Below are 16641 nucleotides of genomic sequence, written 5' to 3'. Positions count from 1 at the left end.
CCACGGACACGCCCCATGTACACGCTCTACTACGCCCCCGGCTCGGCCAACCTGCTGGTGCACCTGGCGCTGCTGGAAATCGGCGCGCCGCACGAGCTCAAGCGCATTGACCTCGACAGGGGCGAGCAGCGCAGTGCGGCGTATCTGGCGATCAACCCGAATGGCGTGGTGCCGACGCTGGTGATCGACGGCGTGCCGCACAGCGAAGCGGCGGCGCTGGCGATGCTGCTGACCGAACGCCACCCCGAAGCCGCGCTGGCCCCGGCGGCTGGCAGCGCCGGGCGCGCGGATTACCTGCAATGGATGCTGTACCTCGCCAACAACCTGCAACCGCTGTTCCGCCAGTGGTTCTATCCCGGCGACCACCTGCCCGAAGGCGCCGACACGATCGGGAAGGCGGCGCGCGCCGGCATCGAAAAATGCTGGACGAAGATCGATGCCCACCTCGCCGCACACGGCCCGTACATGCTCGGCGACACCTTCGGCTTGGTCGACCTGTATGCGCTGATGCTGATGCGCTGGTCGCGCAACATGCCGAAGCCGGCGACGCAATGGCCGCAACTGGCCGCCCTGGCCACGCGTCTCAAGGCACGCCCGTCATGGAAGCAGGTCTGCGATGCCGAGGGCCTGGTCGAATGGGCCTGATCGGGTGGGATTGAACCGGTGAACGACGCCCCCGGCACCACTGCCTGGGCTGTCTACCTGCTGGAATGCGCCGACGGCCGCGTCTACACCGGCATCGCCCGTGACCCCGAACAACGCTACGCAAAGCACCTCGCCGGCAAGGGCGCGCGTTTTACCCGCTCCAACCCGCCGAGGCAGATGCTGGGTTGGGTCTGGGTCGCCAGCCACGGCGAGGCGTTACGGCTGGAGATCGCCTGGAAGCGCCTGCCGCGGGCGCAGCGCATCGCGGCGCTGCACGAAAGCATGTCGCGGTAAACGGCGGCGCACGTGCTAGCATCGTCCGCGAAGGGGAGTAGCTCCCAGTCGCTGTCGCCGTCATTACGGGCTTTTGCCCCGGTGCAGCAGCAAGCCGGCAAATGGTTTGCGAGCAAGACCTTCGCCGATCCACGGCGAAGGTGCGTCCATCACAGATGCCCCGCGGCCGTGGCCCATGAGCCTTGCCGGAGCAGCTGTACGCCCATGAAACGTCCTTCCCCGTAGCACCGCGCCGCATTTGCCGGCGGCGGTCGAACCGCTGTCAACGTCTTCACCGCCGCCATTCGCTGCCGGCGGCATGCTTCACCTCAATGGCGAAAACCTTCGCCGCCTTCATCCACCCGAGAGATTCCCATGGAAGCACTGGCCAATCCCGAAATCTGGATCGCCCTCGCCACGCTGACCGCCCTGGAGCTGGTCCTTGGCATCGACAACATCATTTTCATCTCGATCCTGGCCGGCAAATTGCCGATCGAGCAGCGCGACAAGGCGCGCCGCCTCGGCATCATGCTGGCGGCGATCACGCGGCTTGGACTGCTGCTGGCGATCGCCTGGATCGTGGGGCTGACCGCGCCGCTGTTCTCGCTGTTCGGCCACGCCTTCTCGTGGCGCGACCTGATCCTGATCGGCGGCGGCCTGTTCCTGATCGCCAAGGCCACCCACGAAATCCACCAGAAACTGGAAGGCCCCACCGAGCAGGTGACGGCGGGTACGGCGGCCGCGACGTTCGGCGGGGTGATCGTGCAGATCATGCTGCTGGACGTGGTGTTCTCGCTGGACTCCATCATCACCGCCGTGGGCATGGTCGATCAGCGCTGGGTGATGGTCACCGCCATCCTGGCCTCGATCGGTTTCATGCTGGCGTTCGCGCGGCCGCTGGGCGAGTTCGTGGAGCGCCACCCCACCGTCAAGGTGCTGGCGCTGAGCTTCCTGATCATGATCGGCCTGGTGCTGATGGCCGACGGCTTCGGCCAGCACATTCCCAAGGGCTACATCTATGCCGCGATGGCCTTCTCGGTATTCGTGGAGCTGATCAACCTGTGGATCCGCCGACGCGCCGCCAACCAGACCGCGCCGGTGGCGCTGCACGAGAAATACCGCGGCGAGCCGGGCTGACCCGGTGCAGCGGCGGCGCGCCGCATGTGCGCGCCGCCGTCCCGGCAATCAGCCCGTGTTCTGCAAACCCTGTGACACGCCGTTGACGCAGGCGACCAGCGCCTGCAGCAAGGCATCGTCGGTGCCGTTGCCCGCACGCCAGCGGCGCAGCAGGTCGACCTGCAGCAGGCTCATCGGATCGATGTACGGGTTGCGCAGGCGGATCGAGACGGCCAGCCGCGGCGAGTCGTTCAACAGCGTGCCGGTGCTCTTCAGGCGCAACAGCCAGCGCCGGGTGCGTTCGAACTCGTCGCGGATCAGGCTGAAGAAGTCGTCGTGCAGCGGCCCGGACAAGGTGGAAAACGCCTCGGCAATGCCGAGGTCGCATTTGGCCAACACCATTTCGACGTCGTCGAGCATGTTGCTGAAAAACGGCCAGTGCCGCGCCATTTCCGCCAGGGTGTCCTCGCCGAACTGCTCGACGCCCTGCTCCAGCGCGCTGCCCAGGCCGTACCAGCCGGGCAGGATCGAGCGGCACTGGGTCCAGGCGAACACCCACGGGATGGCGCGCAGATCCTGCACGCCGCGCATGCTGCGGCGGCTGGCCGGGCGCGAGCCCAGGGTCATCTTCTCGATCACGTCGACCGGCGTGGCGGTGCGGAAATATTCCACGAAATGCTCGCGGTCGACGAATTCGCGATAGGTCTTGCGGCTGGCTGCCGACAGAGCCGTCATCACCTCCGACCAGCGCACTTCACGGGGATCGGTCTGGCGTGGGCGCAGCGAGGCGCGCAGCACCGCGCCCACGGTCTGCTCCAGCCCACGCAGCGCCAGCGCGCGGATGCCGTACTTGCGGTGGATCACCTCGCCCTGCTCGGTGACGCGCAGCACGCCGGCTACCGCGCCGCGCGGCGAGGACATCAGCGCCGGCGTGATACGTGCGCCACCGCGGCTGGCCGAACCACCGCGGCCGTGGAAGAACGCCAGCTGGATGTCGGCTTCGCGCGCCACTTCCAGCAACTCGCCCTGTGCCCGTTGCAGCGCCCATTTCGAGGCCAGCGTGCCGGCGTCCTTGCCGCTATCGGAGTAGCCCAGCATCACCCACTGCTGGTCGCCGCGCGCCGCCAGGTGCTGGCGATATACAGGGTCATCCAGCAGCGCCCGCAGCGAGGCCGGTGCGTTCTGCAGGTCATCCACCGTCTCGAACAGCGGCGCGATGTCCAGCGGCACGTCGTGCGGCTTCTCGGGCGAGACAAGTCCGCCGCGCCGCGCCAGCGCCAGCACGGCCAGCACGTCGGCGGCCGAGCGCGCCATGCTGATGATGTACAGGCCGGTGGCATCGAGGCCGTAGCGCTGGCGGCTCTCGCGCAGGGTGATGAAAACCGACTGCAGGTTTTTCGCCGAGTCGTCGTCGCAGTCACCGAACGCCTGTGCGCCGCTGGCATACGGGCGCAGCCGATCGGCACGCTCCAGCTTCGGCCGGCTGGCCCAGTCAGGGTCGTTCAGCAGGGCGCCGAGCGCGTCGTCGTGCACCCGCGAATCCTGGCGCAGATCCAGCCGGGCCAGGTGAAAGCCGAAGCTGCGCACGCGGCAGATCAGCCGCTCCACCGCATAGGCGCCGGCATGCAGGCCCAGGTTGTCGAACAGGCTGTCGGCGATCAGTTGCAGGTCATCGGTCAGTTCGGCCGCGGACGTATAGCCGTCTTTCTGGTCGTCGCGCGTGGCTTCCAGTCGCGCGCCGATCAGCACCAGGAAACAGCGGTACGGCATGTCCAGGTGGCGCGGCCGGATCTTTGCCGCCGCGGCCGGAAAGCGCTCGCGGTAATCAGCGAGCCGGGTACGCAGGCCGCGCGCAACGCCCACCCGGCCTTCGGTCTGGCTGAGCTGATGGGCCAACGCGTTGATGTCTTCGAGATAGCGCTCCAGCACCTGGGCGCGCTGCGAGGCCAGGCTGGAGGCGATGGTGTCGGAGCCCACGTTGGGGTTGCCGTCCATGTCGCCGCCCACCCAGCTGGCGAAGCTCAGCAGCCGCGGCAGCTTCACCGCCACGCCATAGACGTCCTGCAGCGAGCGGGCCAGCGACTCGTACAGCGCCGGCACGATGCGGTAGAGCGGGTTGGCCAGGTAGTAACCGACGTGCTCGTATTCGTCCTGCACGCTGGGCCGCACCGGCGAGGCCTCGGCGGTTTGCCAGCCGGCGGAGAGCGCCATGTAGATGCGGTCGTCGTCCTCGATGCGCTCTTGCGGCGTGCGGTTGTGATTGAAGTTGTCCACCAGCGAACGCACGATCGCCTGCTCTTTTTCCAGCAGCGAACGGCGCACCGCCTCGGTGGGATGGGCGGTGAACACCGGCTCGATCCACAGCCGCTCCATCCAGCCCAGCAACTCCTCGGCCTGCACGCCATCGGCCTTCAACTGGCCCAGCACGTCGAGCAGGGATTCCGGCTGCGGGGTGCCGCCCTCGCGCTGGTAATCGCGCCGGCGGCGGATGCGATGGACGCGCTCGGCGGTGTTCACCGCCTGGAAGTAGGTGGCGAAGGCACGGGCCAGCGTCTCGGCATCGGCCGCGTCCAGACCCGCCAGCGAGTCGGCCAGCTCGTCCACCGACGCGCCTTCGCGCCGGCGACGGATCGCCGCGGTGCGCACCTGTTCGACGCGCTCGAAAAAGGCCGGGCCTTCCTGCTCGGCCAACATCAAACCCACCATCGCACCCAAGCGGCTGACGTCCTCGCGCAGGGGGCCGTCATGCGGCAAAAACTCGAGTTCGCGGTTGTCTTGCATTGGGTACGCTCCAGCCGAATCAGTGGGCCAGTTTAGCGAATTGTGCAGCGCAGCGGAAAATTTTCGTTTTGGACGTCTTTACCGCCCTTTCATCGCGCGCTCGTCACGCGTCGGGTAGCCCACGATCACGATTGCTTCGCCTCACGCTTGCCTCCCTGACGGCGCCGGGCACATGATGTTCACGCCCGGCGCGTTATCCGTTGTACCGGGATCGAACCATGTCATCCGCCGATCTGCGGCACCTGCCGCCGCATGGGCGGTCATGTTCGTCCGCTCGCCGTATTCTTCTTGCAGCAGCCAGGGGACCCACCATGAATATGCCCATCGACGCCGCCGCGCACACCGTGTCGGAACCACTGCTGGGCGATGACGGCCCGGTCTCTCCGTGGTGGGTGCGCACCCTGGTGATCGTGATGGTCGGGGGCTTTGCGCTGCTGATCATGATCACCACGCTGGCCTATCGCCACGCGCCGCCGATCCCCGGCAAGGTGGTCGACGCGCAGGGCACCACGCTGTTCACCGGTGCGGATGTCAGCGACGGCCAGGCGGTGATGCTGCGCTACGGCTTGATGGACAACGGCAGCATCTGGGGTCATGGCGCGTATCTGGGGCCGGACTACTCGGCGCTGGCGCTGCACATGATCGGCGTCGACGTTTCCGAGGCGCTGGCGCTTCAGCGTTTCGGCAAGCCCGCCGACCAGCTCGACGCGGGCTCGCGGGCCGCGCTGCAGGCCGAGACGGCGGTGATCCTGAAGACCAACCGCTACGACGCCGGCACCGACACCTTGCAGCTGACCGCGGCGGAAGCGGATGCGTACCGCAAGCAGATTCCCCATTGGGCGGACTACTTCAAGCTGTCCGCCGGGAATGGCGGCCTGAAACCGAACCTGATCACCGACCCGACCGAGATCCGCCAGTTCAGCGCGTTCGTGACCTGGGCAGCGTGGGCGTCGGTGGCCAACCGGCCGGGCAAGAACTTCTCCTACACCAACAATTTTCCGTATGACCCCAGCGTGGGCAACGTGCCCACCGGCGGCGCGGTGCTGTGGAGCGCGCTGAGCCTGGTGATCCTGCTGGCGGGCATCGCCACGGTGCTGCTCATTTTCGGGCGCTTCGAGAACCTGGGCTGGATCAGCCATGGCCACCACGTGCACCCGCAGGTCCTGCCCGGTGCCGCCAGCCCGGGCCAGCGCGCGCTGGTGAAGTTCTATGTGGTGGTCGCCGCCTTGTTCCTGATGCAGACGCTGGTGGGCGGCGCCATCGCCCACTCGCGCGCGGAGCCGGGCGATTTCTACGGCTTCCCGCTGGACAACATCTTCCCCAGCAACCTGCTGCGCACCTGGCATCTGCAGACCGCGATCCTGTGGATCGCCACCGCCTACGTGGCGGCCGCGCTGTTCCTGGGGCGCACCCTGCGACGCGATGAACCGCGCTCGTTCGCCATGTGGGTGCACCTGCTGTTCGGCGCGTTCGCGGTGGTGATCGTGGGCAGCCTGCTGGGCGAATGGGCGGGCATATCGCAGTTGCTTGGCGACTGGTGGTATTGGCTGGGCAACCAGGGCTGGGAGTACCTGGAACTGGGGCGGCTGTGGCAGGTGCTGTTGGTGATCGGCCTGTTCGCATGGTTCGCGATGCTGTGGACGCTGGTGCGCCCGCGCGTGGTGACGGCGCAGGCGCGGCCACTGGCAGTGATGTTCCTGATTGCCGCGCTGGCAGTGCCGGTGTTCTACGTGCCGGCGCTGTTCATCGGCTCGCACGACAACTTCACCGTGGTCGACACCTGGCGCTTCTGGATCATCCACCTGTGGCTGGAAGGCTTCTTCGAGCTGTTCGCCACCACGGTGGTGGCGCTGACCTTCTACCAGCTGGGCCTGGCCCGCCGGAACACCGCGCTGCGGGTGATCTACCTGGACGCGATCCTGTATTTCCTGGGTGGCCTGGTCGGCACCGGGCACCACTGGTACTTCAGCGGGCAGACGCATATCAACATGGCGTTGGCCGGCCTGTTCTCGGTGCTGGAAGTGGTGCCGCTGACCTTGCTGACGCTGGACGCCTGGGCGTTCGTGCGCACCACCCGTGGCGAATGCGACGAATGCGGCAAGGCCATCAACATCCCGCACAAGTGGACGTTCTACTTCCTGATGGCGGTGGGCTTCTGGAACTTCGTGGGCGCCGGCGTGTTCGGCTTCCTGATCAACCTGCCGATCGTCAGCTACTACGAAACCGGCACCATCCTCACGCCCAACCATGGCCATGCCGCGTTGATGGGCGTGTTCGGCATGCTGGCGATCGCACTGATGGTGTTCGTGCTGCGCCAGACCATCGACGACAAGCGCTGGCCGGCGGTGGAGAAGTACATCAAGGTGGCCTTCTTCGGCACCAACGGCGGCCTGGTGCTGATGATGCTGCTGAGCCTGTTCCCCGGCGGCGTCTGGCAGATGTGGGACGTGATCGAGAACGGCTACTGGCATGCCCGTGCACCGGCGTTCACCGGCGGCACGGTGGCCAAGACGCTGGAATGGATGCGCATGCCCGGGGACATGGTGTTCATCCTGTTCGGCTCGGTGCCGCTGTTCATCGCCGCGGTGAAAGGCTGGCTGCTCATGCGCGCCGACGGGGGCAATGCGCTGGATAGCGCCAAGTAGGCACGCCCACCCCGACGGATTCATGCCGGCGGGGCTTCCGGTTACAATGGGGACTTCGCTTGCCCGCCGAGGGGCGCTGCGACCGTTTGTGAGCGCGAATGCGGATGCCTCCGCGTCTCACGGAAAACGGCCAGGCTCGGCGCGGCACGTTCCACAACGGCGCCCGGTTGTTTCATGCGAGCCCTTCGACAGACCGCCGCTCCGTGGCCGGTCCCACAAGAGCCTCGCCCTGACCGGAGATACCGATGAACGCCGCACTCAAAGAAAACACCCAGGACTACAAGATCCGCGACCTGTCGCTGGCCGACTGGGGCCGCAAGGAACTGGACATCGCCGAGCACGAGATGCCGGGCCTGATGTCGATTCGCAAGAAGCACGCCACCGCGCAGCCGCTGAAGGGCGTGCGCGTGACCGGCTCGCTGCACATGACCATCCAGACCGCGGTGCTGATCGAGACGCTGAAGGACATTGGCGCCGACGTGCGTTGGGCTTCGTGCAACATCTTCTCGACCCAGGACCACGCGGCCGCCGCGATTGCCGCCACCGGCACGCCGGTGTTCGCCTGGAAGGGCGAGACGCTGGAAGAGTATTGGGACTGCACGCTGGAAGCGCTCTCCTTCCCCGACGGCAAGGGTGGTTTCCTTGGGCCCCAGCTGGTGGTCGACGACGGCGGCGACGTGACACTGCTGATCCACAAGGGCTACGAACTGGAGAACGGCTCCAAGTGGGTCGATGAAAAGGCTTCCTCGCACGAGGAACAGGTCATCAAGAACCTGCTCAAGCGCGTGCACAGCGAGCGCCCGGGTTACTGGCACACCGTGGTCAAGGACTGGAAGGGCGTCTCCGAGGAGACCACCACCGGCGTGCACCGCCTGTACCAGTTGGCCGAGGCGAAGTCGCTGCTGATCCCGGCGATCAACGTCAACGACTCGGTGACCAAGAGCAAGTTCGACAACCTGTACGGCTGCCGCGAATCGCTGGCCGATGGCCTGAAGCGCGCGATGGACGTGATGCTGGCCGGCAAGGTGGCCGTGGTCTGCGGCTACGGCGACGTCGGCAAGGGCTGCGCCCATTCGCTGCGTGCGTACGGCTCGCGCGTCGTGGTGACCGAGATCGACCCGATCAACGCGCTGCAGGCGGCGATGGAAGGCTTCGAGGTCAACACCGTCGAATCGACCCTGGGCCGTGGCGACATCTACGTCACCACCACCGGCAACAAGGACGTGCTGACGATCGATCACCTGAAGGCCATGAAGGATCAGGCCATCGTCTGCAACATCGGCCACTTCGACAACGAGATCCAGGTCGATGCGCTGAACGCGCTGGCCGGTGTGGAGAAGATCAACATCAAGCCGCAGGTGGACAAGTACGTGTTCGCCGACGGCCACGCGCTGTTCCTGCTGGCCGAAGGCCGCCTGGTCAACCTGGGCTGCGCCACCGGCCACCCCAGCTTCGTGATGTCCAACTCGTTCGCCAACCAGACCCTGGCCCAGATCGACCTGTGGGAACACAAGGACAGCTACGAGAACAAGGTCTACATCCTGCCCAAGAAGCTGGACGAGGAAGTCGCCCGCCTGCACCTGGAAAAGATCGGCGTGAAGCTGACCACGCTCAGCAACGAACAGGCCAAGTACCTGGGCGTGCCGGTGGAAGGCCCGTACAAGCCGGATCATTACCGGTACTGATGTAGCCGGGATTCGGGATTCGGGATTCGGGAAACGTAAACGGGGCGCAGCGATGCGCCCCGTTTTTTTGTGCCAGCGGCGGCCCTTCGACTTCGGCCCTGCGGGCCTACGCTCAGGGTGAACGGTGAGGGGAGAAGGTCGACGCGCAAAAGTCCGTTCACCCTGAGCGTAGCGCAGCGAAGTCGAAGGGCACCGCCAAGCGCACGTTTCGCTTCAAACGAATCCCGAATCCCGAATCCCACCCAACCATCCATCGCTTCATCGCGAAACAAAGATATACTTGCCCGCACCACGACAGGGAGCCCCATGATGCCGGCCGTCAGTTTCGAGTTTTTTCCGCCCAAGACCGATGAGCAGCGGGCGCAATTGGACCGCACCGTCGCGGCGCTGAAGGCGTACCAGCCCGACTACGTGTCGGTGACTTTCGGCGCCGGCGGCTCCACCCTGAGCTACACCGCCGAAACCGCGCGGCACCTGCATGAACAGCACGGCCTGCCCGCCGCGCCGCACCTGTCGTGCGTGGGCGGCAACCGGGCCGAGCTGGCCGCCTTGCTGGACGACTACCGCGCCGCCGGCTATCGCCGCATCGTGGCGCTGCGCGGCGACCTGCCCTCGGGCATGGCCACGCCGGGCGACTTCCGTTACGCCGCCGAGCTGGTGCGTTTCATCCGCGAGCACAGCGGCGACCATTTCCATATCGAAGTGGCGGCCTATCCGGAAACCCACCCGCAGGCCGACAACGCTTTGCGCGACCTGCAGCATTTCAAGGCCAAGGTCGATGCCGGCGCCGATGGCGCGATCACCCAGTATTTCTTCAACGCCGATGCCTATTTCCGTTTCGTCGACGACGTGCAGCGGTTGGGCGTGAACGTGCCGATCGTGCCGGGCATCATGCCGATCACCAACTACAGCCAGCTGCAGCGGTTTTCCGACATGTGCGGCGCGGAAATCCCGCGCTGGATCACCCAGCGCATGCGCGCCCACGGCGACGACGCCGACGCCGTGCGCAAACTGGGCACCGAAGTGGTGACGACGCTGTGCCGGCGCCTGCTCGACGGCGGCGCGCCGGGGCTGCACTTCTACACGCTGAACCGGGCCAAGGCCACCGAGGCGGTGCTGAAGCAACTGGCGTGATCGCAACGCTATGCTGGCGGCATGCGCTTGCCATGCCGCCTGTTGTTGTTCGCCCTGCCCCTGATCGCGCTGCCGGCCGGGGCGCAGACGGCCATCCACCACTGCATCGGCAGCAGCGGAAATCCCGTATTCACCGACCAGCCCTGCGCCAGCATGCAGGCCTCGCCGGTGCGCGCATCACCCACCCCGGAAGGCGCACCGTCATCCGCACCCATGATGTTGTGCGCCGCCACCCGCGACGACTTGCGCCAGGGCGTGATCGAGGCGTTCGCGCAACAGGACGCCAACCGGCTGGCCGGGCTGATGCTATGGAACGGCTACGGCAAGGGCGCCGCCATTGCCGATATCGAGATGCTGGCCGGCCTGGTACGGCAACCGCTGTTGGGCATCGATTTCCCCGGTGCCCCGACGCCGGCGCGCAGTGCGGCGACGCCCTACCCCACCGCGGTATCGACCACGCCTTCCACGCCGATGCTGGTGCTGGACGTCACCGACCGCACGGGTACCGGCGCGCGCCAATGGCATTTCGACCTGGTGCATCGCGCCGGTTGCCTGTGGCTGCGCAACGCGGATTGATGGCGGCCGGGCCATTACGCCGGCCTTGAGCAGGCGGCGTTATGATGGTTGTTCCCCACGGAGAAACGACCATGGCGCAGCAGCAATACCCCGACTGGATCTGGCAGAACGGCAGCATCAAGCGCTGGCAGGACGCGACCGCCCACGTGATGTCGCACGCGCTGCATTACGGCTCCTCGGTTTTCGAGGGCATCCGCAGTTACGCGACGCCCGACGGCGCGGCGATCTTCCGGCTCACCGACCATCTGAACCGGCTGTACCAGTCGGCCCGCGTCTATGACATGACGATCCCGTACAGCGCCGACGAACTGGCGGCGGCCTGCCGCGATGTCATCAGCAAGAACGGCCTCGACGCCGCCTACCTGCGCCCGGTGGCCTATCGCGGGCTGGGTGGTTTCGGCCTGTCCGCCGAAACACCGATCGACGTGGCCGTGGCCGCCTGGCCGATGGGCCCATACCTGGGCGCCGAAGCGCTGGAGAACGGCATCGATGCCTGCGTGTCGAGCTGGCAGCGCTTCGCGCCCAACACCATCCCAGCCGGCGCCAAGGCCGGCGGCAATTATCTTTCCGGGCAGCTGATCGCGCGCGAGGCGCGCCGGCTCGGTTTCGGCGAAGGCATCGCGCTGGCGTCCACCGGTTTGCTCAGCGAAGGCGCGGGCGAGAACCTGTTCCTGGTGTTCGACGGCGTGCTGCACACGCCGCCGGCCAGCGCCTCGCTGCTGGCCGGCATCACCCGCCACACGCTGGTGACGCTGGCCCGCGAGGACGGCATCGAAGTGATCGAACGCGACCTGCCGCGCGAATACCTCTATCTCGCCGACGAGATCCTGATGTGCGGCACCGCGGCCGAGATCACCCCGATCCGCTCCGTCGACGGCAAACAGATCGGCGCCGGCAAGGCCGGCCGCATCACCTTGCGCCTGCAGGAATTGTTCTTCGGCCTGTTCGACGGCCGCACCCACGACAAGTGGGGCTGGCTGGAGCAGGTGTAGCCGCTTTGCTCCCTCCCCTGCGCGCAGGGGAGGGCTGGGGAGGGGTCGCTCTTGATCTTCCCCCGCTCGCCTTCGTGCGACGAAGGGATATCCCAACAAAAGATCAGAAGCGAACCCCTCCTGACCTCCCCTGCGTTGCAGGGGAGGAACCGGGCATGAAGCTGTAGTGTTTTCCGGGATCAGCTGAACTTGATGCAGGCCACCGCGCCGTTGCCGTCGTCGCGCGGGCGCATCGAAACATCCCAGCCGTAGAGTTCGCACAGCCGGCGCACGATTGCCAGGCCCAGGCCGGCGCCGCTGCCGCCGGCACCTTCCCCGCGCACGCCGCGCTGGAACAGACGCTCGGCGTCTTCGGGCTTGATGCCAGGGCCGGTGTCGATCACCTCGATGCGGCCATCACCCACTTCGACCCGCACGGTGCCTTCCAGGGTGTACTTGATGGCGTTGCCGATCAGGTTGGTCAGCGCCACCGACAGCACGGACGCTGGCGCGTTGACGCTGACTGCCTCGTCTTGCACCACCAGCTCGATCATCAGCGGTTTGCCGCGTACTTGCGGGCGCTGGCTTTCGATGACGTCGGCCGCCACCTTGCCCACCTCGGTGGTTTCACCGCGGGTGGGGCCGCGCCGCTCGGCGCGCGACAGCAGCAGCAGCGCCTCGATCAGCTCGGTGGCCTGGCGCGAGGCGCGCTCGATCCGCTTCAGCCGCTCGCTGAGCTTTTCGGTGAGGTCGGGCGAACCCTGCAGCAATTCGGTGGTGCTGGCTATCACCGCCAGCGGCGTACGCAGCTCGTGGCTGACGTCGGAGTTGAACTCGCGATCGCGCTCCACCATCGCGGTAAGCCGCGCCGAATATTCATCCAGCGCATGCGCCAGTTCGCCCACCTCGTCGTCGGCAAAATACGGCGCCAGCGGCTCGGCCTTGCCCACCTTGCGGAAGTCGCGCAAACGATTGGCCAGTTCGGTCACCGGCTTGAGCACCTTGCGCGAAAGCCAGAGCCCCAGCACCAGCGACAGCAGGCCGAACAGGAATACGGCGCCGATCACGCTGATCAGCAGTTGCTGCTTGCCAAGGTCGTCGCGACTGACGTCGTATTTGACGAATGCGATCAAACCGTACTTCCGGCTGACCGCGAGCTTGTAATGCCGCGTTTCACCATCCTGATCGGTTTCGTAAATATCGTGCACGCCGCTGGGCAAGGCCTGCCACGACAAGGGCGCTTTGTAGAGCGTACGGTCGCTCCAGCCCCAACCCGTCATCAACTTGGAATAGAAGGGCTGTCCGGGTGACTCGTGCATCTGTTGGACGTAGCTGTCCGCATCCCGCTGCAACGAGGAGACCACCAACTGATCCTCGACCTTGGCCCGCACGTACAGCGCAGCCACGGCAAACAACGCGCTGAGGCCGAAGCCGAACAGCGCGAAGGAGACGATCAATCGAAAGCGAAGCTTACGCCTGGATCGCATCCGGCTCGACCATGCGATAGCCAATGCCGTGACGGGTGTGGATCAGCGGCTTCTCGAACGGCTTGTCGATCGCTGCGCGCAGGCCGTGGATATGCACGCGCAGGCTGTCGCTGTCCGGCAACTCCTCGCCCCACACTTTCTGCTCCAGATCCTGCCGCGTGACCACCGAGGGGCTGGCCTCCATCAGCGCCTGCAAAAGCTTCAGGCCGATGGGGTTCAGCTGGATCGACTTGCCCTCGCGGTTCACCGTCAGCGTGTCGAGGTTGAAGGTGAGGTCGGCCACTTTCAGCACGCGGCTTTGCGGGCCCTTGCCGCGGCGGGCCAGCACTTCCAGCCGCGCCGACAGTTCCTGCAGCGCGAACGGCTTGGTCATGTAGTCGTCGGCGCCGGATTCGAAACCGGTCAGCTTCTGCTCCAGCGCATCGCGCGCGGTGAGCATCAGGATCGGCGTCTGCTTGTGCGCCTCGTGGCGTAGCTTGCGCGCCACGTCCAGCCCGTCCATGCCGGGCAGGGTGAGGTCCAGCACGATCACGTCGAAGTCGTGCACCACCGCCAGATGCAGCCCGGTGACGCCGTCGCCGGCGAAATCCACCACGTGGCCGCGGTCTTCCAGGTAATCGCCGATATTGGTGGCGATATCCGTGTTGTCTTCAATCACCAGAACGCGCATGCGTCACTCCGCTACGCAGCCGGCGACAGGGGCCGGACTGAGGGTTGCAAGCTTAACAAAGCTTGGATGAAGGGCGCTTGCACTCCCGGCTGAAGTCAAGGCTCCAGGCAAGAAAAAGGCCCAAGTGAAACGACTCGCCGTCGCCGCACCTGGGCCCAAGCTACTGCCCCGATACCGTCGTCTGTCGCCACCGCCTCGCGGTTGAGGTGCCAGACAAAAACAGTGGGATCGTTATAGAGGTTCGAAAGTTACAACCCGGTTAATCCGGCGTGTTTTCGCGTCACCGAGCGGGAAATCACTTGCCCGCGTGCTGCTCCAAGTGCTGGATGATGTGGCCGGAAACATTCACGCCGGTGGCCGCTTCGATGCCTTCCAGCCCCGGCGAGGCGTTGACCTCCAGCAGCAGCGGGCCGCGATTGGAGCGCAACAGGTCGACCCCCGCGATGCCCAGCCCCAGCGTGCAGGCGGCGCGCACCGCGATGCGCTTCTCGTCGGCACTGAGGGTGGCCGCCACCGCACTGCCACCGCGGTGCAGGTTGGCGCGGAACTCGCCGGGGCTGGCCACGCGCTGCATCGCCGCCACCACCTTCTTGCCCACCACGAAACAGCGCAGGTCGCTGCCGTTCGCCTCGGCCACGAACTCCTGCACCAGGAAGTTGGCGTACAGGCCGCGGAAGGCCTCGATCACGCTTTGCGAGGCGCTGCGCTTTTCCGCCAGCACCACGCCGGTGCCCTGGCTGCCCTCGTTGAGCTTGATCACGTGCGGCGGCTCGCCCAGCATCGCCAGCACGTCGGCGGTGTCGTCGGGGTTGTCGCCGAACACCGTCACCGGCATGTCGATGCCCTGCGCCGCCAGCATCTGCAGGCAACGCAGCTTGTCGCGCGCGCGCAACACCGCGTCGGACGGATTGGGCGTGTACACGCCCATCATCTCCAACTGGCGCAGCACCGCGGTGCCGTAGAACGTGCTGGAGGTACCGATGCGCGGGATCACGCAATCGATATCCCGTACCGGCTTGCCCTGGTAGCGGATCGCCACCGCCCCCGGCGCGATGCGTACGTAGCAGCGCAACGGGTCGAGCACGCGGACGACGTGACCGCGCTCGCGCGCCGCCTCGACCAGCCGTTTGGTGGAATACAGACGGGTATTGCGCGACAGGATCGCAATCTTCATTAGGGGCTCATCGCGGAAAGTCCGCGGCCGCCACCGGCCGCGGCTGGGTATAGGAACGGGCCGGATCGACCACAAAACGCCCCACCAGGGCGCTGCGGCCGAGCAGCATGGGAAACAGCATGTGGCGGCGATCCACGAGGTTGATGTCGATACTGAATTGCTGGCCGGCCAGTTGTACTGCGCTGCGGATGAACCAGCGCTCAGTGCGCCGCCCGCCGGTATCTGTCACCACGCGCCGGTCCAGCGCCGGTGCCTCGCAAAGGACTTCGTGCGGTTGCCGGCGCCCCACATGCATGCCGAAACGCAGCCACGTCGTGCCGTCGCGATCGAAGGTTTCCAGCGTATCCACGTGCAACGCGCTGCTGCGCGCGCCGGTATCGAGCTTGGCCTTGAGCAGGCCGATGCCCAGCTGCGGCAGGCAAACCCGCTCGCGCCACCCCAGCACCAAGAGATCCGCGGTGATCATGCAGGTTCGAAGACGTCGACGAAGGACCACGGGGATGGAGCGGGTGAAGGGAATCGAACCCTCGTCAGTAGCTTGGGAAGCTACAGCTCTACCATTGAGCTACACCCGCGTTGGTCGAGCGATGGTAACCCGGGATTCGCGCGGTTGGAACTGCCGGCGCCATCGCCGGCTCGGCAAACGGCGGCAGTCGCTACAATGGCCGGCCCTCATCCGGGGTTTCCGACGCGATGGCGCGCCACGTCGCGCCATCGGCTGAAACCCTCTCCACGCCGCACCCGACGACCCGCATGACCGACACGCCTCACGACAACGCCCATTACATGCGCCGCATCCGCAGCTTCGTGCTGCGCGAGGGACGCATGACGCCCGCGCAACAGCGCGCGTTCGACACGCTGTGGTCGCGCTTTGGCGTCGACTATCGCGGTGCGCCGAACGATTTTTCGGCCAGCTTCGGGCGCGCGGCACCGCTGGTGATGGAAATCGGCTTCGGCAACGGCGAGGCGCTGGCGTGGGCCAGCGAGCATGACGCCGCGCGCGATTTCATCGGCGTGGAAGTGCACGGCCCCGGCGTGGGCCGGCTGATGAACGCGCTGGCCCAGCGCGACGCCACCAACGTGCGCCTGTACAAGCACGACGCGGTGGAGGTGCTGGAACACGAGATCGCCCCCGGCACGCTGGCCGAGGTGCGCATCTGGTTTCCCGACCCTTGGCACAAGGCGCGGCACAACAAGCGGCGGCTGATCCAGCCCGAGTTCGTCGCCCTGCTGGCGTCGCGCATGGCGCCGGGCGGCCTGCTGCACCTGGCCACCGATTGGCAGGCCTATGCCGAGCACATGCTGGCGGTGATGGAGTCGGCGCCGGACTGGCGCAACGACATTGGCCCTGGCCAGTTTGCCGAAAAGCCCGCCTGGCGCATCGAGACGCACTTCGAGCGGCGCGGGTTGAAGCTGGGGCACGGGGTGTGGGATTTGTTGTATCGGAAGGTCTAAGGCAAGAGCTTTACCCCTCCCCAGCCCTC

At 66.4% G+C, this 16641-nt stretch carries 14 protein-coding genes, 1 tRNA gene and 1 riboswitch; of the genes, 9 read left to right on the top strand and 6 right to left on the bottom strand.

What is annotated here, in order from left to right:
* The first annotated feature begins 15 nt into the window (after window positions 1-15).
* The 3 genes from ACFPK0_RS13445 (at window position 16) to ACFPK0_RS13435 (ending at window position 2055) form a co-directional block, all read left to right on the top strand.
* Window positions 16-645 (top strand): glutathione S-transferase family protein, encoded by a 630-nt coding sequence (locus ACFPK0_RS13445; RefSeq protein ID WP_377341428.1) that lies wholly within the window; start codon window positions 16-18, stop codon window positions 643-645.
* 18 nt (window positions 646-663) lie between these two features.
* The gene (locus tag ACFPK0_RS13440; protein WP_377341426.1) at window positions 664-939 is read left to right on the top strand and encodes a GIY-YIG nuclease family protein; all 276 of its coding nucleotides are present in this window, start codon (window positions 664-666) and stop codon (window positions 937-939) included.
* 354 nt (window positions 940-1293) lie between these two features.
* Entirely contained in the window at window positions 1294-2055 is a 762-nt protein-coding gene (locus tag ACFPK0_RS13435; protein WP_377341424.1) for a TerC family protein, read from the top strand.
* 48 nt (window positions 2056-2103) lie between these two features.
* On the opposite strand, the gene ppc is transcribed toward ACFPK0_RS13435, so the two are convergent.
* Window positions 2104-4815, bottom strand: a complete 2712-nt coding sequence (gene ppc, locus ACFPK0_RS13430; protein ID WP_377341422.1) for a phosphoenolpyruvate carboxylase — start codon at window positions 4813-4815, stop codon at window positions 2104-2106.
* A gap of 311 nt (window positions 4816-5126) precedes the next feature.
* Here ppc and ACFPK0_RS13425 point away from each other — a divergent pair, with 311 nt between their 5' ends.
* The 5 genes from ACFPK0_RS13425 (at window position 5127) to ACFPK0_RS13405 (ending at window position 11847) form a co-directional block, all read left to right on the top strand.
* The gene (locus ACFPK0_RS13425; RefSeq protein WP_377341420.1) at window positions 5127-7460 is read left to right on the top strand and encodes a nitric-oxide reductase large subunit; all 2334 of its coding nucleotides are present in this window, start codon (window positions 5127-5129) and stop codon (window positions 7458-7460) included.
* A 62-nt stretch (window positions 7461-7522) separates the two neighbouring features.
* Window positions 7523-7632, top strand: a riboswitch (S-adenosyl-L-homocysteine riboswitch).
* A gap of 73 nt (window positions 7633-7705) precedes the next feature.
* Complete coding sequence (ahcY, locus tag ACFPK0_RS13420) at window positions 7706-9145, top strand: adenosylhomocysteinase (RefSeq protein ID WP_056085048.1); 1440 nt, start codon at window positions 7706-7708, stop codon at window positions 9143-9145.
* 309 nt (window positions 9146-9454) lie between these two features.
* A complete protein-coding gene (metF, locus tag ACFPK0_RS13415; protein ID WP_056608057.1) occupies window positions 9455-10279 on the top strand; it encodes a methylenetetrahydrofolate reductase [NAD(P)H] in 825 nt (274 codons plus the stop codon).
* A gap of 21 nt (window positions 10280-10300) precedes the next feature.
* On the top strand, window positions 10301-10855 hold the full coding sequence (locus ACFPK0_RS13410; protein WP_377341417.1) for a DUF4124 domain-containing protein: 555 nt from the start codon (window positions 10301-10303) through the stop codon (window positions 10853-10855).
* A gap of 71 nt (window positions 10856-10926) precedes the next feature.
* Complete coding sequence (locus ACFPK0_RS13405) at window positions 10927-11847, top strand: branched-chain amino acid transaminase (RefSeq protein ID WP_056085043.1); 921 nt, start codon at window positions 10927-10929, stop codon at window positions 11845-11847.
* Window positions 11848-12026: 179 nt separating this feature from the next.
* On the opposite strand, the gene ACFPK0_RS13400 is transcribed toward ACFPK0_RS13405, so the two are convergent.
* The 5 genes from ACFPK0_RS13400 to ACFPK0_RS13380 form a co-directional block, all read right to left on the bottom strand.
* Window positions 12027-13313 carry a sensor histidine kinase gene (locus ACFPK0_RS13400; RefSeq protein ID WP_377341415.1) on the bottom strand — a complete coding sequence of 429 codons (1287 nt, stop codon included), beginning with the start codon at window positions 13311-13313 and terminating at the stop codon, window positions 12027-12029.
* Complete coding sequence (locus tag ACFPK0_RS13395; RefSeq protein WP_007081123.1) at window positions 13297-13983, bottom strand: response regulator transcription factor; 687 nt, start codon at window positions 13981-13983, stop codon at window positions 13297-13299. The genes ACFPK0_RS13400 and ACFPK0_RS13395 overlap by 17 nt, the downstream gene beginning before the upstream one ends.
* 295 nt (window positions 13984-14278) lie before the next feature.
* Complete coding sequence (rimK, locus tag ACFPK0_RS13390) at window positions 14279-15157, bottom strand: 30S ribosomal protein S6--L-glutamate ligase (protein ID WP_056085036.1); 879 nt, start codon at window positions 15155-15157, stop codon at window positions 14279-14281.
* 7 nt (window positions 15158-15164) lie between these two features.
* On the bottom strand, window positions 15165-15623 hold the full coding sequence (locus ACFPK0_RS13385) for an ATP-dependent zinc protease family protein (protein ID WP_056085033.1): 459 nt from the start codon (window positions 15621-15623) through the stop codon (window positions 15165-15167).
* Window positions 15624-15658: 35 nt separating this feature from the next.
* Window positions 15659-15732, bottom strand: a tRNA-Gly gene (locus tag ACFPK0_RS13380).
* 178 nt (window positions 15733-15910) lie between these two features.
* Between ACFPK0_RS13380 and trmB the strand changes: the two genes are divergently transcribed.
* Window positions 15911-16612, top strand: a complete 702-nt coding sequence (gene trmB, locus ACFPK0_RS13375; protein ID WP_377341409.1) for a tRNA (guanosine(46)-N7)-methyltransferase TrmB — start codon at window positions 15911-15913, stop codon at window positions 16610-16612.
* Window positions 16613-16641: the final 29 nt, after the last annotated feature.

The sequence above is a fragment of the Rhodanobacter ginsenosidimutans genome (assembly GCF_042655685.1).
GTDB classification, from domain to species: domain Bacteria; phylum Pseudomonadota; class Gammaproteobacteria; order Xanthomonadales; family Rhodanobacteraceae; genus Rhodanobacter; species Rhodanobacter ginsenosidimutans.
The sequence above is the reverse complement of the archived record's forward strand: the minus strand, read 5'-3'. Positions and strand labels throughout refer to the sequence as shown.